Below are 19,348 nucleotides of genomic sequence, written 5' to 3'. Positions count from 1 at the left end.
CAAGCGCAATTAAATATCAAATCTAGCGGAGCCTATTGATCTCACGATTGCAGGATCATTGTGTGAGAAGAACACGCTCTTCTTCGTATCCAGTGCGGCAATCTGCTCCATATCCTCACTGCTCAATTCAAAGTCAAAGACCTCGAAGTTTTCGATGATTCTTGCTTTATGGACAGACTTTGGAATGACAACAACATCTCTTTGGATCATCCAGCGCAAAATCACCTGAGCAACGGATTTCTTATGCTTCTCAGCCAGCGACACCAGAACCTCATTCTGGAACATGTTGTTTCTCCCTTCAGCAAAAGGCCCCCAGGACTCGATCTGAACATGGTTCTCTTTCATATAGCTGCCACTTTCAACCTGTTGGCAGAAAGGATGCGTCTCAACCTGGTTAACCGCTGGAACGACTTCATTATGAACCATCAAATCTGCCAAACGATCCATCTGGAAGTTGCTGACTCCGATTGCCCGGATTTTTCCTTCACGATACAGTTCCTCCATAGCACGCCAAGAGCCATGCACATCACCGAAAGGCTGATGAATTAAGTACAAATCCAAATAATCGAGCTGTAATCTCGCGAGCGATTTGGCAAAAGCTTTCTTGGTGCTCTCATAGCCGGCATCCTGTACCCAGAGTTTTGTAGTAATAAACAGCTCTTCTCTTGGCACGCCGCTGCGTTTGATTGCTCTGCCAACCGCTTCTTCATTCCGGTAAGCCGCAGCCGTATCAATTAGACGATAGCCTGCCATGATCGCGTCATAAACACATTGCTCACATTCATTGGCATCTGCAATCTGATACACGCCAAATCCGAGTATCGGCATCTCCAGGCCATTGTTCAAAATAACATTCTTCATATGAAACCCTCCTGTTACTAATATGATGATTCAAGTCACCCGTGTTTATCCCTTGCATGCAACTGTAAGTCTATCACCTTCGAGTAACACGAAGTCAAATGAAGTTTTTAGCTATGAATTTTCAAGAGTTCACTCAACAGATTTTAACGAGGTCCGTATTTAGAGACCCTCAATATAAATCTCATCCATTATGCTTCCAATGCGGTATGAGTGCCCAGGCAATTCAGATTCGATAAATGCCTTCACACCACTTTTTTCAACATCATACATAACCTCTATTTCTTTCGAAAAGAGAACCTGCCCTTTTTCCAGTACCTTTGACAAGCTTGATATCTTTTTAGGTTTAAGCTCATCTTTAATGATTTGCTGAAGCCCCTCTCTATAGGTTTCCAAGGTTCTGGCTCCAACAATTTTTACACCTTTATTTTCTTCATTGACCATAATAATGGTTGGGAATCCCCGCACACCAAGGCGGGAGGACATTTGGAAATCTTCTTCCAACCGATCCTGAGCTGACTCAAGAGCGGATTCCTGAACGATTGCTTTTCCATCCATGCCCAGTTTGTCAACGATATTTACCAGTACATCCTCTTCACCAATATTTTGATTGAATGCAAACACTGCTTCACGGGCGTATCTCAAGAATTCACTTTCTTTGCCCTCTTGTTTGCGTTGAATTACTTTAAATACTCTGGAAGGAGGATAGGATGAAAGGACCGGATTGGTATGCCACAATGATCCATCTATTGGCATACGGGAGTGTTCCCCCACTTCTCTCCAATGTTGGGCAACATCTGAAGGCTGCTGAATTCCGTTGCTACTATCCGAGAATCCCTTCCAGCTGGCCAGCAAACCTCCCATAATCGTTTTCACATGAAAGTACTGGCCGTATTCCCGGTTAAACCGGTTCAGGACAGGCTCTAAAGCCCAACAATGGGAACAAATCGGATCGGTAACGTAGTATAAAGTCACCTTTCTCTCTATTTGATTCAAGTCAATTTCTTGCACAGCATCTTCATCCCCGGGGCCGCATACCCCGGTCTCAAGATCGCACATCATATTTGGATCGCTCATGATTTCCCCCTGCCTTTCATATTGACCATAATTAGCAATTTAGTTCTTTGAATAGTATAATTATAAAATCCACACACTTTTAAACAAGTACTATTATTTTTAATACCTAGTATATAAAATGAACTATTGGAGGAACCAAGATGAAATATGAATTTAGCTTAGAGCAACGCTGTCCGGCAACCTTCGCATTTCATGTTATTGGAGGTAAATGGAATTTACCCATACTTGCTTTTTTAAGTGAAGAGGAATCTATCCGGTATAATGAATTAAAAAGAAAGCTTCATGGCATCACAGGAACGACGCTAACCAATTGTCTTAAAGATCTTATCGACAACGGAATTGTTCATAGAGAACAATACAATGAGGTGCCTCCGCGGGTTGAATACTCTCTTACCCAATCAGGAAAGGAATTAGTGCCCCTTATTGAAGAAATCGTTGCTTGGGGTGAACGAAACATACAAGTGATTTTGAAGAGGGGCGATTGTTATTAGTTGGTTAAGTGATCTCTATAAATTACAGAAGCGGGAGCCAAAAAAGGACACCGAACCCTCTTTGGTTAATGCCATCTTCCGGATGTATGACAGATTTCCCAGGATTGGACTTAGGGAGCGGATCGGTCAGCAGGATATGTCGCTGGATATCGCTGATGCCTATATCAATGGCCGAAACGCCATGATTGAAGCTGGGGTTGGAATCGGCAAGTCCTTTGGATACCTAATTCCCAGCCTGCTCATTAATCAGGCGTCGCGGCAGCCGGTCATTATTGCAACCTCCTCCATTCAGCTTTCAGAGCAGATACATAAAGACCTGAGAGTCATCGGAAGCCGGTTAGGATTTACAACGGTCCGTTCTGTAGTCGGAAAAGGCATGGGCCAATATGCCTGCCGCCACAGGGCAGCGGGCTTGTTCGGGCCTGATGATTCAGGCTCCCCCCTATCAACCCTTGCGCAGCGTATTTTGAATTTTGAGATTGATGAAAGAGCGGATATCAAGGGCGGGATTAGCGATGCCGAATGGTCTAACGTTTGCGTGAATGATTGCATATTTGAACGCTGCCATTATAAAAATGCCTGTTTGTTTTATGATATGAGAGCAAAAATTAATGCCAAGGCTTGCGATATTGATTTCATTATCGTGAACCAGGACCTGCTCATCCGGGATTTGATTAAGAAAAAAGAAGGCACAAGAGGCATAATTACAGACCTGCCGGCTCTGATCGTGATTGATGAAGCTCATAATCTGGAGGCAAAGGTCAGAGATGCAGGAACGCTTGAGTTTACTTTCCGGAGAACCTGCCGTATTCTGGATGATGCTTTGCAGATTCTCTTTAAGCAGTCTGGGGATAAGAGCCTTTTCTCACAATCCAAATTTTTAAAAAGCTGCGTTGAACGTATTTTTAGACAGATAGACGCTGATTTGCTCCTTGCAGCCAAGCAGGATAACGACCGTATAAAAGTATCGGAGGTTAAAGGTGTTCCGTTAAGCCGGGCGTCGCGTGATTTGAGAGACCTTAGTCTTAGCCTCTCAGTATTAACTTCCCGGCACGAGCGGGAGATAGATGATGTTTTTGAGGCAATGAACGGACTTATCAACCTCTTTGATGTCTTGGCTGGAGTAGAGGACAACTATCTCATATGGGCAAGCAATACCCTGCGTGAAGCGACGATGAGCATCTGCCCCAAAGCGATAAGCCAGTTTCTAAAATACACATTATTTAACGGCAAGACACCTGTTATCTTAACGTCAGCAACCATGTGTCAAGGCGGAGAAACGCTGGAGGAACAATACGCTTATTTGACGCAATCCCTCGGTTACACGGGTGATTATATGGATCGGCAAGCCTCACCCTTTGATTACAGCAGCCATGCCATGATGTACATCTCGGGCAACATTCCGTACTACCATCATGAAAAGCGGGAATTATATCTTGAAGCAGCCTATACAGAAATAATTAAGCTCTGTAATTTGACACAAGGAAGAACACTGGTCCTTTTTTCGGCCAAGGAGGATATGAAGTACATTCATAAGAAGCTGATTTCGGGTGCGGATGAGCTTAAATGGGCGTTGCATGTTCAAAAAGAGGGAGCTTCCCAGGACGGAGTGATCGCTGAATTCCGGCGCAGCAAAGGCGTACTCCTTAGTACCGGTGTATTCTGGGAAGGCGTGAATATCGAAGGCTCCGACCTGTCGCAGGTCATTATTTTCCGTCTGCCTTTCCCTGTTCCGGCTGATCCTATCTATGAATATAAGGCAGCTTTAGCTCAGAATCCTTTGAAGGAGGTTTTTGTCCCGGACATGCTTCTTCGGTTACGGCAAGGAACCGGACGTCTGATCCGCAGCGAAACTGACCTTGGTGTGCTCAGCATACTCGATTCCCGCCTCAGCGCCGCAGCCAAAAAGGATTACCGGGATAAGGTACTGGAAACTTTACCGTTTAAGAAGGTTACCGAGGATTTCTCGGTTCTGGAGAAGTTTGTTAAAGAAAAGGGAATAAAGCGTACTGTGTGAAAATGGAACAAGCCGATTACGAATCCAGCTTACCCCGAACAAACTAAGAAAAGCTTGGGATAGGAAAAGACAGCACCCCTGAAGTACCAGCGGTGCTGTTAACATAGGATATATACTAAACGTTATGCGTACAAAATTGTCTTAGAAATATTCAATATTTCCTGATGAAGTTCCTTACTGGCCGCAAGAATACTACTCCCTGACTGATATATATTTATCGGATCTCCGTTTAAACAAGTAAATTTACCGCCTGCCTCTTCGATTAACAATTTACCTGCCGCAAAATCCCACGGTTTCTGAAGTGAGCTAAAATACGCATTGAATCGTCCGCAAGCCACATAAGCCAGTTCCAGAGAGCCGCACCCAATCATACGGATTCCTCTGGACTCATTAGCTATATGATATACAAACCTTTCAAATCCAAGTTTCTGTTCTTCCTGATCATATCGAATATACGTAGAAATTAATGAATTGGTTAATGCCACTGATGTAGAATTAAGCAAAAGCCGTTTATTGTTCAGATATGCACCTGTACCTTTCTCTGCCCAAAAAAGTTCATCAGTAGAAGGATTATATATGGCCCCGCAAATCCCTTGACCATTCTGGTATAAAGCGATTGAGATCGCAAAACTTTCTTTTTGATGCAAATAGTTAGTTGTCCCATCAATCGGGTCAATAATCCAAATGAAGTCATCCGGCTCAAAAACTTCCCCTGTATAAGTTTCTTCTCCCATAATTTTGTGATGAGGAAAATCTTCCTTTATTCGTTGTACTACCATTTGCTCATTTTGGCGGTCTACGAATGTAACTAATTCTTTATGCGATGCTTTCGAACCTACACTAATGTGTCCTTCTATGTGCCGCAAACTGTTTTTTCCTGTCTCGATAACACATTCTTTGAGAACGTTAAGGTATTGTTTAGACATTTATATACCTCCGGAAAATATGGACATAATTGCTTGTTGTATGGCGTTACTTCAGCCTTTCTCCTTAATATAACCATATTTAGTGGAGTTACATTTTAATACATTCAGTTATTACGGAGACTCGCCATTATTATTTTCGGGAACAGCGTCTTTGCGGCTCCGAATCCATGCCGTTAGGGACAGTAGAAGACCGAGAGCAATGTTGCAGAAATCAAGAATAACATGGGTCGTTCCCAAATATGTTTCGAATTGTTCAACGCCGGAAGTTTGCCACATACTCAACACTAGCGTAAGCAAGCCTATTGGAAGTACAAGCTGGCGGTAGTTGTTGAGTCTTAGCCACTGGCTAGCCCCCAACGATGCTGTGTACAGATAGGTGGTTAACTGAATGAATGTTCCGGGGAGCCAAACGATTAGCAGCAAGGCGTCCACGTGCTGGATAAACTTACCTATTCCTATATACCGGACAACTTCAATAAACGGATAATTCAATGCGCTGACATGCTTGCCGAAGAGAAATACGGATACGAGCCCAGAGACAGACAATGTAACCATGAGAGTAAACCAGGTTAATAATACATACGCTGTCGTTTTCCTCTGATTCGACACGAACGGAAAATATATACCGAGCATCATATAACCAGAGAACCAACTGAACGGGATAATGGCCCCTTTAAGGGAAGGAACGATCCCTTCGCCCATAACGGGGAGGATATTGTTTACGTCCCATTCAGGAATTGATAAGATGATCAGCAGTCCAAACACCAGGAAAGTTAGCGGCAGGAACAGTTGTGCCAGCCTTCCTAGAACCTCCACCCCTCCTCTGACGGCGTAGGATATAAGTAAGACAATTCCGCAAACGGCAACAAAGGGTGGCGTTTTTTGTAAAAAGACAGCCGAAATAAAGTCGCCAAACTCCCTCAATATAACAGAAGTCAGATTGATACCGTAAAATATGACGGCAAGCCCCGCGGCTCTGCCGAGCCAAGGTCCAAGCAGCCGCTCGCTGTACTGAATGATGGTTTCCTTCGGAAACATACTGTTGAGTCGGAGCATCATAAGCACAAACAGCAATCCGGGCAGGTGAGCCCAGATCGGTGATATCCATAAATCGTGCCCGGCTTCCTTTCCCGTTATTTTCGGAATATACAGGATTCCGTCGTAGGCAGTTACCGAATAAAAAAGAAGACCTAGCTGCGCTGCGGAAATCTTCCCTTTCTCTATCATAAGTCAACTCTCCTCCCTTCAACCCGAAGTCAACCGCTTAAATATACTGTTATACATATCGATCGGTCCTGGCATATTGGGAAATAGAAGGATGAGCACAGCCATAAGCCATGCAACACCTGCAATGGCGATCAGCGACACCCGCTCTCTCTTTTGGTTGTTTCCCAGACAACGCCATTCGGCCCAAACCATTAAGGCGGTTGCAAACGTTGCTCCCGCCACCTTCACCCAAGTCACTTGGCTTCACACCTCTTTTCAGGATTCGCCGACAGGCACACTGTTCATCCCAATTTGTCTGATCTTCACCTTAACCTGCACGTCTGTTTGCATCGAAGGATAAATTTGCTTCCAGTGGTCATGTATATGTTTCCATTTCCGGGGATTGTGGCGGTCAATCGCATCGCCGAAGCCAAAAATATCGGCTCCCATTCTTTGGGCTTGCTTAATTGTTGCCTCCGTCTTATGGCGGATGTCTTCGACCGCCACCTCTTCAACATTGTGAATAAACTTCGAATCAGATGTTTTAAAGCGGGTCGTATTTTGAACAATGCTCATCTCGGCTTCGATCAAAATGTCCATATGCGGTATTTCTCCCTTAAGATTAGGAGCGAGCCGGGTGCTGGAAGAAAGGACTCCAAGCGAAATGAGCGAAGAGGAGGGCCGCTCCAGCTTCACCGTCTCAACGTCGCCTCTCATTTGTTCCAATATCCATTTAGCCCCGGAGTAAGACTCTCCTTGAATCAATCCGGCCATATGGTAACCAGAGAAGGCAGCATAACCTTTCACATATGGGACGTTTTCCTCGCCGTCATGCGTGGTATCAACGTAAGGTATAAATGCCTCATTTGAAATATTTCCGAGTTTCTGTACGAGGCTATTAAGCGTTATTGGTCTGCGGAAGAGACGCTCGGATTCACCTTCCAGAAAATCCGCTTTGGTCCGTTCGAGCGGAGAGGTGGAAGCGAGAAAATCGCGTGCTGTTCCCTTGCTGACGAATGGCTTAACCCGCAGACGAACATTGCTGTCGCGCACGAGATAATCCAACTGTTCCCTAAGCTGGCTATGAGACAACGCCTCTCCAACGACCAACATTTCAAGCTGCCCCCAATAGATAGTGCGGGACAGCTTAGTCTGCAGCTCGGAAGCAGCATCCGCCGCAGTTGCTCCTGAAGCGGTCCAAATCAAAGATGAACCGCTACTTTTTGAGTTATTCTTGCCCTTTTGTGTCTCACTCCCTCTCTCCTTAGGAATGACAATCTCCAGTGATAATTCAATCTTCCCATCTTCATTTAGGTCCAAACCGGCTGTAGTCACAATCGCCAGATCATTAACTTCCTCACGATCCCAGCAGCCCGTCACAAACAGCAAACCGGCTACCGCCATTACGAGCAATACTCTCCTACTTCTCTCCATAATCCGTCAGTTCCCGCCTCCTCTGTCTGAGCCCGGCTTCTGCCCTCGGGAAAGCCGCTGGAGGTTCCGCAAATTCGCAAAACCGGGACGCCTTGTCATTTTCCATCGGGGAGCCCGAATCATGAAATCCTTCATTTCACTTGCCACAAAAGGCGCTAAAGGAGACAAGTAGGGGACACCGTAAGAGCGAAGCATACACAAATGAATGGCAATAGCTATAATGCCAAACGTCACACCAAGCAAGCCTAGCGTCCCCCCAAGTATAATGAGTGGCAGTCTCAATAGACGAATGGCGAACTCAAGAGAATAATGAGGAGCCGTGAATCCCGCAATGCCCGTAAAAGCAATAATAATGACAATCGGGGCCGACACGAGCCCGGCCGATACAGCGGCTTCTCCTACGACCAGCGCACCGACGATTGTAACAGCGGAACCGATTTGCCTCGGAAGACGGAGCCCGGCTTCACGCAGCACCTCGAACGCGAGCTGCATCATTATAACTTCTACGAAAGTCGGAAACGGGATTTCCTCACGCGCTGAGGCAATGCTGGCCAACAGCTTACCCGGCACCATTTCATGATGAAAATTCAAAATCGCGACGTACACTGCCGGAAGTATCATGGACAAGAGGAGCGTCCAGTACCGCAAAAAACGCAAAAAGCTGGCGTATACTGTCCGGTTATAATAATCGTCAGCAGCCTGGAGAAGCGTAGCCAGCGTCGAAGGAACAATGAGCACATCCGGCGTGCCGTCGACCAGCAGAACGATACGGCCTTCGAGCAAGCCCGCTGCCGCCACATCAACCCGTTCCGTAAATTGCTGCTGCGGAAACGGCGAGTATGGATTGTCTTCCGTCAGTTCTTCTATGTACCCGGTCTCTAGTACGCTGTCAATATCGATGCGCCCGAGCCTGGTTTGTACCTCATGTAATAAGGAAGTCTTAGCCAAGCCGTCTATATAAGCAATGCAGACTTCAGTCCCTGTATAGCTGCCAATTCTGTGCGATTTTACTTGCAGCTTCACACTCTGGATCCTCCGCCGCAATAGCGAGAGATTGGTCTTGATCGATTCGGTGAAGCCTTCGCGCGGCCCTCGCAGCGATGTTTCAGTCTGAGGCTCTTCTATACTACGCTTCTCCCATTGATCGAGTCCCAACAGTAACGCACCGGTACAACCGTCAATAAAAAGCAAAGGATTTCCTTTAATCAATTGATCAGCGCATTCCTCAACAGTCGCAGCCTCATCAACAGAAATGACAGGTAAAAGGCGCATTTTGACGGATTGCAAATCGTTGCTTAATCCATCCCCCGATTGCATGAGAGGCCTCAAGACGCTATTGTCGATCTCCTGCCTATTCGACATGCTAGGAATATTGACGAGTTCAGCCCTGATTGTTCCACCAACCAAAAAAGAGCGAAACGAAACGTCATCAGCTTCACCTAGTATTCCTTTAAGCGCCTCTACATTGCGGTCTAATTCAGCAACGAAAAGAGTTCCGTCTTTTAATTCGCTGTTGCCGTGCGAAGCAGAAAATGTCTGCACCCCCACCTCCTCCTGTCGCTAATAATGGTTATGGCAGTTCAGGTTAAAGTACCGTTATTTTAACCATATAAGCGATTTATATCCTTTCAGGATTTGTAGCGATTTAACTAGTTCAAAATAGTCTAGTCAGCTTGCCGCCAGTTAGTTCCACAGGAACGCCGTCCATACTTACCCAAACGCTTTGAGCAGACGGATTATGGACCATGCGACAATCAGCAGAGAATCGAAGCCTTTTTAACGCTTGCATATACGAAACGATTTCAGCGTTCGTTGCATACCAAATATCCTGCTTTCCCGCGATGATTTCCCCTAACCGGTCCAGCAGCTCCCAGTTGCCCTCATCTTCAAATTCATAGCTATGGCCCCACACATAAAGTAATGCCATGCGGCTGGGCTTTTCCTCTAATGCAACAAATTGAGATGCGTACTCCATCGCCATATTATGATGGCAGGTTGGATGCCACCTGAGCAGATCCTTCGGCATATCAAACCTGCCGTGGCTTTCTATAGTCCGAGCATATTCTATTCCTAAAGCTGCCAATAACGATACCACTTGATAGGAATAGGTCCCAAATGGATAGCTCAGCCCACGTACAGGATAGCCTACAATATCTTCTAATCTTATCCTGTCCTCTACAATTTCTTGAATGATCTGTTCGGCCGGGGTTTGTTCAAGAAAAGGATGATGAACCGTATGGCATGACACTTCATGGCCTGCATATAACGCTGCAACTTCAGAAGTTGAAACGACCCCATCCGTTCCAAAACCGCCGCTGTTTAAATGAAACGTTCCTTTGAGACCATACTCATTCAACTTCTCTACCAGTCTTCTATCATAAATTCTACCGTCATCGTAACTAAGCGTCAGAGACTTATGTGTTCCACCTGGAAAACAATCATATTGAATTTGCATTTTTCTCCCCCTTTGCTTCACGAAAAAGGCTCTCGGATAGAGAGCCTTTTTCTAGTATCCACACGTCTACTCTAATTTTTTTACATTAGCTGCGATTTGATTATTTCTTTCTTCCACCAATTTATCGTAGCCATTATCCTTGCGGTATTGGACAAAATCGTTCATCGCCTGATCGATTTCGCTATCCGATTTGGCATCCAGGATCTTGGCGATCGTCTGCGACCAGTTCTGATCGATCTTCTCTTTATTTCTGGAGGATTCTTTAGATAAATGTACATCCAGACTCGCTAATTCAAATTGCGGCACCACGTAATCTTGAGTCCATTTCTTCGGTTGCTGCAGAGCCTTCGGGAACTGCGAAATTCCCATTTGCCGGGAGAGCAGAGCGCTATCCTGCAGCCACAGATGAGTGGTCAAGCCAACCTTCTTCTCGAAGCCGGCAGGATCGCTCTGCTTGAACTCGAGCAGATCTGCATTCAAGACAGGAATTCCGTCCTTGATGGTATAGGTTTCGCCCTCGCGTCCAAAGTCCATTACGTTGTTGCCGTACTCGCTGACCAGGTAAGTTAAGAGTTCCATCGCCTTTTGCGGATCCTTGGCATTCTTGGTAATAAAGGTCTGTGTCCAGCCTTCAATGGAAGTGCCCGGCAATGCGGTTTTATTTCCTACCGTAGAAGATGGTCCGTTAACGGCAATGTACTCTTTGTCCGGGTGCTCCTTCGCCCACACGGACAACGAATCTGGATCACCATTCAGGTCTGCAGCGAAATAGGCGAAGTAGCTGCCATTCGTTAGCCGCGCATTCTTGTCGTCTCCGGTCATCGTAATCATGTCCCGGTCTGTCAGCTCTTTCTGCCGGGCATGGACGATCACTTTAACCCATTTCTGATAATCTGCATCTGTATAACGGTCATAATATTTGCCGTCTTTCGTCAACACAGGGACCCCGATAAAATCAGCCAGCGTTTTACTGAAAATCCCGGTCGGATCAACGTTTTCTTTAAGGAAATTAGTCATCCCCAGCGGAATAACCGTTTTTCCCTGTTCATCCTTCACAGCCAGCTTCTGCGCGGCTTCCAATGCCGAAGTAAATCCTTCAGGCGTGGTCATATCAGGCTTGCCGAGCTGTTCATAAATATCCTTCCGCACCAGAAATGCCGAGTTGCCATAAACCCCGCCTTTCTCATAATCCGTTTTCGTGTTTGAGAAGTTAGGATATCCATAAATATGGCCGTCGTCCTGTGTGAAGAACTTGAGCGTTTCCGGCTTGGCTGCTTTATCCAGGAAATAAGGGTCATACTTCTCGGCCAGTACATCCAGCGGAGTCGCGAATTTAGCGGCATCCTTAACAAAAGGGCTGTCTCCTCTGATAGTAATGATGTCCGGCAGATCTCCGGAGGCCATCATCGTATTCAGCTTGTCGTCGCCGCCGCTTGAGTAAGTGATGTTCACTCCCGTATCCTCCGTAATATACTTGGTAGCCACATCATTGCCCCAGGTTTGGGCGAACCAATCGAAATTAATGTACCAGTTAAGATCAGCCTTTGCCTTGTCGTTCTTCCAGCTAGGCGTATCTTTGGTCACTTCAATCTTCGAGTCCGGCAAATTTTCACTTGTCTTCTTGTCGCCACAGGCAGTCAACGATACTGCTAATGCAACCAAAGTCAAAAGGGTGATCGATTTCTTCATAACATTCTCCCCCGCTTTTCTCATTATTCTTTAACTCCTCCAACCAGCATGCCGCTAATAAAGTATTTCTGGAGGAAAGGGTAAACCAGCATAATAGGCAAGGTCGTAACAATCATCGTAGCCTGCTGCAAAGATTGTGTCGTAAATGCCTTGGAAACATACACTCCCGCTTTGGCAGAGCTCGCAGCTCCTGCGCTTGTTAACAGCTGATATAAATAATATTGAATCGGATACAGCGATTTATCCGTAATATACAGCTTAGCCACGAAGAAATCATTCCACTGGTACACCCCGTGGAACAAGGCAATCGTCGCCAGCACCGGGAAAGAAAGCGGGACAATAATTTTGAAGAACACCTGAAATACACTGGCCCCGTCAATCTTAGCTGATTCTTCAATCGATTCCGGCAGGTTCCTGAAGAAGTTCATTAAGATGATCATGTCGTAAAAGCTGAATAGCACCGGGATAACGTACACCCAGAAGCTGTTCGCCAGGCCCAGCGACTTGGCTACCAGAAATGATGGAATCATCCCGCCGTAGAAGAACATCGTGATGACGCCCATACGGATGAATATCTTTCTTCCCAGCAAATAAGGCTTGCTCAGAGCATAGGCTGCGGCCCCTGTAATGACCAAATGCCCGATGACACCGATTACAGTTTTGGCTACCGTAACTCCAAACGCCGTGTAGATGGTCGAATCCTTCAATATGGTCTTATAGTTAACCAGCGTAAATTCTCTAGGGAACAGATAAATGCCCCCTTTCATCGCGTCATACCCGTCATTGAACGAGAGGGCGATGATATTGATTAACGGAAATACGATGATGCAAATGAAAAGCAGCATGAACAGCACGTTAAAAACGTTAAATATTTTCTCGCCTCTATCCAGCCCCATATAGTTTTTCCTCCTTTCTAAAAAATTGTGGTATCGCTAAGCTTCTTGGTTAAGAAATTGGCTATCAGCAACAGTGTGACCGATACGACGGACGAGAAGATTCCGACCGCAGTCGCGAATGAGAAGTCCCCTTGTGTCAGACCTAAATGATAAACATAAGAATCGATGACTTCACTGCGCAGCATGTTCGAAGAATTTTGCAGGACGAGCGTCTGATCCAGGTTCGCTCCCAGGATAGAACCTACACGCAGTAAGAACATCAGTACGATAATATTTTTGATACTGGGAATCGTGATATACCAAATTCTCTTCAGGATTTTCGCCCCGTCGACCTTCGCCGCCTCATATAGCGATGGATCAATTCCTGTAATGGCAGCGAGATAGAGAATTGTGCCCCAGCCAACCTCTTTCCAAATATCCGACAGCGTCGCTATCCACCAATAAGCATTCGAATTTGACAGGAAGGAGAGCGGTTCAGAGATGAGATGCGTCGACAACAGGAAGCTGTTCACCAGTCCCGACGAGCCGAGCCAGGATATAACCATGCCGCCAAGAATAACCCATGACAGGAAGTGCGGTAAATAAGATATTGTCTGCGTGAACTTCTTGAAGATTCCTAGTCTGATTTCATTGATTAATATAGCCAGGACGATCTCCAGCGGGAAACCGATCAACAACTTCATCAAGCTGATGCCTAGAGTGTTCGTCAGCACATTGTAGAAATCTTTATCCCCCAAAAAAGCTTTGAAATTATCCAAACCTACAAATTCCGAGCCTGTAAAACCGGATAACGGAGAATAATCCTGAAAGGCGATAATCAATCCGAGCATCGGGACAAAAGAGAAAACAATCATCAATATAATGCTCGGCCAGACCATTGCTTGAAGCTCCCACTGGGATAAAAATTTATATTTAAATTTGGACATCATCCGTATGCCTCCTCTCTCTTCAGGTACAGCATTGGCAGTTCTTTTTGAATCATGTAAGCGTATCCCAAAATCTGCTAGGCCCCCTCAAAAATTCTGAATTTGTGCATGAATAAATTTTACACAATTAATTAATTTAATTTAATAATTGAGCGAGCCTAGCGATTATTTCGGACAAATAGTTCTGATTCACGGGATTTTATTGATATTCTATGGTGAACACGGGATGGTCAAGATCATTGATAAAAATATTGAATTTTCCCGGTTCAACCGTTTGCTGCAGGCTGGTATCCAAATATTGAAGATCATCCAAGCTCAGAGTCATCTGTACGGTAACTGTCTGATGCTCTGGCACATCCACGATTTGATACTTCTTCATCTCGCGCACAGGACGTACTGCTTTGGAGACAAGATCTTCAATATATAGAATTGCGATTTCAGAATATCTATACCCGCTTGGATTGCTCACCTGAAAAGAGATGGTCAGCTCCTGATCGGCTGTCAGATGATGACGCGAAATTTGAAAATCAGAATACTGCGCACCGGTATAAGTCAGCCCGTGCCCGAACGGGAACAAAGGCCCGGCCTCACAATCCTGATACCTGCTGCTATAGCTTGTTTCATTAGCCGGACGGCCCGTGCTGTACTCATTGTAATAGATCGGCGCTTGCGCCGAATGACGCGGGAACGACATCGTCAGTTTCCCCGATGGGGTATCTTGGCCCATAATCAGCTCCGCAATCGCGCTGCCGGCCTGTGTACCCGGATACCAGCACCACAAGAGGGCGGGGATTTCATTGATAATGTTCTGCAGCGCGAGTGGCCGTCCTGAGTAACAGACACATGCAAACGGCTTGTTCGTCTGTTTGACTTCACGGATAAGCTGCTGCTGGCTGGCCTCCAGTTCGATGTTCACGCTGCTATGTCCTTCACCGCTTAATTCCCAGTGCTCTCCAACCGCCACAACAATATAATCGCATTGCTCCAGCTCAGCTTGAGGACAGTCCTTCAGGGATTCATAGACCTCAAGATCGAGTGAATCATCCACCCGCTTCATCCCTTCCGCTAAAGTAACTACGTCTTCAAAGCTTCCTTTGCACTGCCAATTGCCCAGCAATTGATTGCTGCCGGCAAACGGGCCGACAATGATGATCTTTTTACATTCCTTGCTTATAGGCAGCATTTGTTCATTTTTCAGCAGCACACAGCTTCTTTTGGCGGCGTCCTTAGCGTGCTCCAGAAAGCGCGAATTCAGAATGACTCCATGCTCACGAGCTTCGTCTGCATAAGGATTTTCAAATAAGCCCAGTTCATTTTTAAGCTGCAGGATTTTCAGAACGGCCGCATCTATATCCTGCATCAGCGAAGGATTCTCTTCTAGAATCTGTTCATAATGCTCAAGATACAACGTCGAGACCATTTCGATGTCAATGCCTGCTTTTAAAGCCAGTTCAGCAGCGTCCTTGCCATTGCCGGCAACGCGGTGGTTCTGCAGTTCGGTAACAGCGCCCCAATCTGAGATTACGATGTCGTCAAATTGATAGGCCCCTCTTAGGATTTCCTTCATCATCTGCTCACTCGCGGTTACAGGAACCCCGTTGAAAGTGTTGAATGAGCTCATCACAAATTTTGGCTTCTCTTGAAGCGCTATTTCATAGGGCTTGCCATAATAGGCGTAGAATTCTCTCCAGGACATATCGACAGCGTTATAGTCCTTACCTCCAATGGCGGCTCCATACGCGGCAAAATGCTTCAAACAGGCTGCTACTCCCGACTCGGCAATCTCTCCGTTCCCGCCTTTCTGATAGCCTCTGATCATCGCCCGGCCAAGATTGCCGGACAGCAGATGGTCCTCGCCAAAGGATTCCATGACTCTTCCCCATCTGGAGTCGCGCACAAGGTCGACCATCGGCGAGAAATTAACATGTATGCCCGCAGCCCGCAATTCCGAAGCGGTATCCGCCGCTGCCTGCTGCACGATTCCCTCATCCCAGGTACAGGAGAGTCCTAGGGGTATCGGAAAAATTGTCTTGTATCCATGTATCGCATCATGCATGAACAGCAGAGGTATTTTTAGCCGGGACTTCTGTAAATATTCACTTTGAATCAGGTTCGTAATCTTGGCGCTCGACGCGCCGATGATACTTCCTATCGTAAATAACGCGTCTCCCTCAAGCATTTGATCTGGAAATGCCGGACCAGTCTCAACCATTTCATTATCGATTTTGCCGACATAATGTTCCCCGGTTGTCTGAGAGAGCTGTCCGATCTTCTCGGCCAGCGTCATCTCCTGAAGCAGTTCGGTGATTTTCTTGTTGTCCATATAAACCCCTTATTTCCATTCTAGCTTAGGTAAAATATCTTGCTGCAATTTGCACATTTCGTCGATCATTGCTGAGGCCTGGTAATAAGTTGGAGACTGAGGATCTAACAGGATCGCCTGCAGCAGCTTCGTCTTGGATTGCTCCACAAAAGCCTCGAGCAACAATTTATGGATCGTGCCCTGAATATGAATCGTTCCGATAAGCGCAGTCGGCAGTTCTACCGTCATCGGCTTCAGCGTAATTCCTCTGCCGTTAACGATCGCCTGGGTCTCAACAACCATATCGTCAGGAAGTCCCTTAATCGCACCGTAGTTCGGTAAATTCACCGCGTTCAGTTCAATCTCATCATCGAAGAAAATTGCCTCAATGATCGGAACCGCATATTCATTGCTGCGGCAGACCTTCGACTTATCGAAGATATAGGCCTCTTCCACCCAGAGCTCCTGCGTCTGAACCTTCGAGAACAAGCCTTGATCCAGATTGTTGCCGCTTGCACTGTATACGAACTCAGGGGTTCTGGAATCCTTCTCCCACAGCTTCTCGCGAATTGGATCGTAGCGGTATTGCAGGGACAAGCCCGCATAGAAATCCTCTGCATAAGTGATATATTCACCTACATGGTTGGTGCCTGGATAAGGGTAATATCCATAAGTGCGGTACATCGTTCTGGATAGCGCGACATGCTCGAATTGCGCCAGACGGTTGGCCTTCCGCTCCTTCTCATCAAATAACGGATACAGATCCTCACCTGTTTTCTTGTTCCAGATCTTGGTGAAGAACCCGAAGTGGTTCAAGCCACCGCCTTCAATTCCGATATCTGCGATATCCATCTCCAGGAATTGGGACAGCTGCTCGATCCCCATATCCAGTCCATGGCATAGACCGACAACTTTGACCGAGGTAAGCTTCGAGATCGCCTCAACCAATTTCGCTTCAGGATTCGTATAGTTAATGAACCAGGCGTCCGGGCAGACACGTTCCATCATGCGGGCGATGTCGAGCATCGGGCCCAGATTTCGCAGTGTATGGAACATCGAGCCGGGACCGCCGTTCTCACCGTAAATTTGCTTGCTGCCGAAGTTGCGGGGAACATGGAAATCCTGCGACCAATAGAAGTAGCGGTTTACCTCGATTGCCACGATGACGAAATCGGCTGCCTGCAGAGCCGCTTCCAGGTTGGTCGTCTGCCAAATGTTCGCCGGATGCGAAAAGGCGGTAAACATATCTGTTGCATATTTATAGGTTCTTGCCACATTCTCTTCTTCAATGTCCATCAGGGCGATCTCAAGCTGGGCCTGAGTTTTCAAACGCTCGGACAACACCATATCCTGAAGTGCTCCCAAAGCAAAGGACACGCTGCCGGCTCCAATTAACGCAACTTTCATTTTTTTCATGTTGTTCATGCTCCTTTATTGTTTTTTATCGCCATGTACCCCGCCCCGATCACTCCTGCATCCGGGCCGAATTTAGGCAAGACTACCTTGACTTTGTCGCTTAAATGCTCAAATACTTTGGTTTTAGCGCTTTCAATGATTTTATCAATCAACCATTGGTTGTTGTGAATGACTGCTCCTCCAATGACAAATATACCCGGATCAATCGTCTGCATTAATGAAGCAATCGCGTTGGAGAAGTACTCGACCCAGGTATTCACTATACCTGCCGCCATCTCGTCATTCTGCTTATATTTCTCGAACAATAAATGCGCCGTAGCCTCGTTGCCGTACAGATTTCTGCTCTCTTTCTCCAGGGCTCTGCCGCTGCACAGAGCTTCGAGCGTACCGGGATGTAATGCCGAATGGCTCTTGACTTTATCAGATATAACCATGCTGCCAATCTCTCCGGCATAACCATGCGCTCCGTGGAGCACCTCGTTGTTCAGAACGATTCCGCCGCCGATCCCCGTACTGACCGTAATATAGATCGATTGATCATACGCCTGGGACGCGCCATGCTCCGATTCAAGCAGGGTCACGACATTTACATCATTCTCGAAATGAACTTCATAACCGGGAAAAAAGCGCTTTATAAAATCGGTATGAACCCCTTCCAGGCAGGGAACGTTCGTCGCATCGCATATAATCTCGGTTCGCTCTTTCCAGGGAACAGGCAAGGCAATCCCTATCTTGTCAGCCGTCTTGTGAGGATCCACTTTCCCGATCACCCGCTTGACATAGTTGAAAACTTCATCAGCAGTTTGGAACTCGCTAGTCAATGCCGTCTCTTTTCGAACCAGTTCCAGCTGCTCATTGACTAACCCGACCCGTATGTTCGTGCCTCCAATATCCACTCCAATGACACTGTTACTCATAATGTGTACTCCTCAGTTTTTATCGCTGTTTATATATTTCGCTGCCTCCGAATCCAGGAAGAAGTCAATATGTTCATAACCGAGCAGCTCCTGAGCAGGCAGCTTCGCTTCAGGATTTGAAAATATTTCTTTGACGATCCCGGCTTTGCGTTCACCGGTCACCGCTACAATCACCCGCTTACTGCCCGCCACCTGACTTAGTCCTAAGGTGATTCCTCTGTCCAATACCGTAGGCTGCCGGAAATATTTCTGGGCCACGGTCTTGGTCGTCTCCGACAAATCTACGACACTGCTATGATCCAGCACCGGACAACCTGGCTCATTCAAGCCGATATGGCCATTCATTCCAACCCCCATCAAACTGAAAGTTATGGGATTCTGACCGATAAAGCGGTCGATTCTCAGACATTCCTGCTCCAAATCCGGTGCTGTCCCATCAAAAAATTCGATCTGCCGGGGGTCCAAATGAACAAGCGAGAATAAATCCTGATTCAGCATTTGATAGCAGCTTCCCTCAGACTCTTTGCTTATTCCGACCCACTCGTCCAGGCTGACAATTTTCAGTTGCGGAATCCTTGCATGAATCCCGGCGTCCCCGGCAAATTTCAAGTAGCTCTTCTGGGGTGTGCTGCCCGACGCCAAGCAGAACACTGGATGCTGATGCGATAGATGCTCTTTCATCTCTCTGGCAATGGCGTCTGCAACTTCCTCTTCCGTCGCAAAAATTTTAATCATCAC

The 19,348-nt window shown here is 46.5% G+C and carries 17 protein-coding genes; 2 read left to right on the top strand and 15 right to left on the bottom strand.

What is annotated here, in order from left to right:
* Nucleotides 1-9 precede the first annotated feature (9 nt).
* Both ACX1DY_RS24525 and ACX1DY_RS24520 read right to left on the bottom strand, forming a co-directional pair.
* Entirely contained in the window at nt 10-861 is an 852-nt protein-coding gene (locus tag ACX1DY_RS24525; RefSeq protein ID WP_458966815.1) for an aldo/keto reductase, read from the bottom strand.
* A gap of 159 nt (nt 862-1,020) precedes the next feature.
* Complete coding sequence (locus tag ACX1DY_RS24520) at nt 1,021-1,935, bottom strand: DsbA family oxidoreductase (RefSeq protein ID WP_458966814.1); 915 nt, start codon at nt 1,933-1,935, stop codon at nt 1,021-1,023.
* A gap of 140 nt (nt 1,936-2,075) precedes the next feature.
* Here ACX1DY_RS24520 and ACX1DY_RS24515 point away from each other — a divergent pair, with 140 nt between their 5' ends.
* Entirely contained in the window at nt 2,076-2,426 is a 351-nt protein-coding gene (locus ACX1DY_RS24515) for a winged helix-turn-helix transcriptional regulator (protein ID WP_458966813.1), read from the top strand.
* A gap of 61 nt (nt 2,427-2,487) precedes the next feature.
* Nucleotides 2,488-4,443: an ATP-dependent DNA helicase gene (locus tag ACX1DY_RS24510; RefSeq protein WP_458966812.1), complete on the top strand. Its 1,956-nt coding sequence runs from the start codon at nt 2,488-2,490 to the stop codon at nt 4,441-4,443.
* Nucleotides 4,444-4,565: 122 nt separating this feature from the next.
* On the opposite strand, the gene ACX1DY_RS24505 is transcribed toward ACX1DY_RS24510, so the two are convergent.
* The 13 genes from ACX1DY_RS24505 to ACX1DY_RS24445 all read right to left on the bottom strand — a co-directional run bounded on the left by ACX1DY_RS24505 (nt 4,566) and on the right by ACX1DY_RS24445 (nt 19,345).
* Nucleotides 4,566-5,369 carry an inositol monophosphatase family protein gene (locus ACX1DY_RS24505; RefSeq protein ID WP_458966811.1) on the bottom strand — a complete coding sequence of 268 codons (804 nt, stop codon included), beginning with the start codon at nt 5,367-5,369 and terminating at the stop codon, nt 4,566-4,568.
* A gap of 111 nt (nt 5,370-5,480) precedes the next feature.
* A complete protein-coding gene (locus ACX1DY_RS24500; protein WP_458966810.1) occupies nt 5,481-6,596 on the bottom strand; it encodes a GerAB/ArcD/ProY family transporter in 1,116 nt (371 codons plus the stop codon).
* 18 nt (nt 6,597-6,614) lie between these two features.
* Entirely contained in the window at nt 6,615-6,833 is a 219-nt protein-coding gene (locus ACX1DY_RS24495) for a hypothetical protein (RefSeq protein ID WP_458966809.1), read from the bottom strand.
* A gap of 18 nt (nt 6,834-6,851) precedes the next feature.
* Nucleotides 6,852-7,979, bottom strand: a complete 1,128-nt coding sequence (locus ACX1DY_RS24490) for a Ger(x)C family spore germination protein (protein WP_458966808.1) — start codon at nt 7,977-7,979, stop codon at nt 6,852-6,854.
* Between the two features lie 36 nt (nt 7,980-8,015).
* Nucleotides 8,016-9,551: a spore germination protein gene (locus ACX1DY_RS24485; RefSeq protein WP_458966807.1), complete on the bottom strand. Its 1,536-nt coding sequence runs from the start codon at nt 9,549-9,551 to the stop codon at nt 8,016-8,018.
* Nucleotides 9,552-9,663: 112 nt separating this feature from the next.
* Nucleotides 9,664-10,464 carry a polysaccharide deacetylase family protein gene (locus ACX1DY_RS24480; RefSeq protein ID WP_458966806.1) on the bottom strand — a complete coding sequence of 267 codons (801 nt, stop codon included), beginning with the start codon at nt 10,462-10,464 and terminating at the stop codon, nt 9,664-9,666.
* Between the two features lie 66 nt (nt 10,465-10,530).
* Nucleotides 10,531-12,177, bottom strand: a complete 1,647-nt coding sequence (locus tag ACX1DY_RS24475) for a type 2 periplasmic-binding domain-containing protein (protein ID WP_458966805.1) — start codon at nt 12,175-12,177, stop codon at nt 10,531-10,533.
* The gene (locus ACX1DY_RS24470) at nt 12,177-13,049 is read right to left on the bottom strand and encodes a carbohydrate ABC transporter permease (protein WP_458966804.1); all 873 of its coding nucleotides are present in this window, start codon (nt 13,047-13,049) and stop codon (nt 12,177-12,179) included. The genes ACX1DY_RS24475 and ACX1DY_RS24470 overlap by 1 nt, the downstream gene beginning before the upstream one ends.
* Nucleotides 13,050-13,066: 17 nt before the next feature.
* Nucleotides 13,067-13,978 (bottom strand): ABC transporter permease, encoded by a 912-nt coding sequence (locus ACX1DY_RS24465; RefSeq protein ID WP_458966803.1) that lies wholly within the window; start codon nt 13,976-13,978, stop codon nt 13,067-13,069.
* Between the two features lie 196 nt (nt 13,979-14,174).
* Nucleotides 14,175-16,298 (bottom strand): glycoside hydrolase family 3 N-terminal domain-containing protein, encoded by a 2,124-nt coding sequence (locus tag ACX1DY_RS24460; RefSeq protein WP_458966802.1) that lies wholly within the window; start codon nt 16,296-16,298, stop codon nt 14,175-14,177.
* A 9-nt stretch (nt 16,299-16,307) separates the two neighbouring features.
* Nucleotides 16,308-17,693 (bottom strand): family 4 glycosyl hydrolase, encoded by a 1,386-nt coding sequence (locus ACX1DY_RS24455; RefSeq protein WP_458966801.1) that lies wholly within the window; start codon nt 17,691-17,693, stop codon nt 16,308-16,310.
* A 5-nt stretch (nt 17,694-17,698) separates the two neighbouring features.
* Entirely contained in the window at nt 17,699-18,610 is a 912-nt protein-coding gene (locus ACX1DY_RS24450; RefSeq protein WP_458966800.1) for an ROK family protein, read from the bottom strand.
* Nucleotides 18,611-18,622: 12 nt separating this feature from the next.
* Nucleotides 18,623-19,345, bottom strand: coding sequence for a 6-phosphogluconolactonase (locus tag ACX1DY_RS24445; protein ID WP_458966799.1), 723 nt, complete (start codon nt 19,343-19,345; stop codon nt 18,623-18,625).
* Between the last annotated feature and the right edge of the window lie 3 nt (nt 19,346-19,348).

This window comes from Paenibacillus sp. BAC0078, from assembly GCF_054483875.1.
Note: the sequence above shows the minus strand (reverse complement) of the source record. Positions and strands in the feature narration are given on the sequence as shown.

Coding starts and splice junctions, on each gene's coding strand:
- ACX1DY_RS24525 (WP_458966815.1), bottom strand. CDS start 861: ATGAAGAATGTTATTTTGAACAATGGCCTGGAGATGCCGATACTCGGA.
- ACX1DY_RS24520 (WP_458966814.1), bottom strand. CDS start 1,935: ATGAGCGATCCAAATATGATGTGCGATCTTGAGACCGGGGTATGCGGC.
- ACX1DY_RS24515 (WP_458966813.1), top strand. CDS start 2,076: ATGAAATATGAATTTAGCTTAGAGCAACGCTGTCCGGCAACCTTCGCA.
- ACX1DY_RS24505 (WP_458966811.1), bottom strand. CDS start 5,369: ATGTCTAAACAATACCTTAACGTTCTCAAAGAATGTGTTATCGAGACA.
- ACX1DY_RS24500 (WP_458966810.1), bottom strand. CDS start 6,596: ATGATAGAGAAAGGGAAGATTTCCGCAGCGCAGCTAGGTCTTCTTTTT.
- ACX1DY_RS24490 (WP_458966808.1), bottom strand. CDS start 7,979: ATGGCGGTAGCCGGTTTGCTGTTTGTGACGGGCTGCTGGGATCGTGAG.
- ACX1DY_RS24480 (WP_458966806.1), bottom strand. CDS start 10,464: ATGCAAATTCAATATGATTGTTTTCCAGGTGGAACACATAAGTCTCTG.
- ACX1DY_RS24475 (WP_458966805.1), bottom strand. CDS start 12,177: ATGAGAAAAGCGGGGGAGAATGTTATGAAGAAATCGATCACCCTTTTG.
- ACX1DY_RS24470 (WP_458966804.1), bottom strand. CDS start 13,049: ATGGGGCTGGATAGAGGCGAGAAAATATTTAACGTTTTTAACGTGCTG.
- ACX1DY_RS24465 (WP_458966803.1), bottom strand. CDS start 13,978: ATGATGTCCAAATTTAAATATAAATTTTTATCCCAGTGGGAGCTTCAA.
- ACX1DY_RS24460 (WP_458966802.1), bottom strand. CDS start 16,298: ATGGACAACAAGAAAATCACCGAACTGCTTCAGGAGATGACGCTGGCC.
- ACX1DY_RS24455 (WP_458966801.1), bottom strand. CDS start 17,693: ATGAAAAAAATGAAAGTTGCGTTAATTGGAGCCGGCAGCGTGTCCTTT.
- ACX1DY_RS24450 (WP_458966800.1), bottom strand. CDS start 18,610: ATGAGTAACAGTGTCATTGGAGTGGATATTGGAGGCACGAACATACGG.
- ACX1DY_RS24445 (WP_458966799.1), bottom strand. CDS start 19,345: ATGATTAAAATTTTTGCGACGGAAGAGGAAGTTGCAGACGCCATTGCC.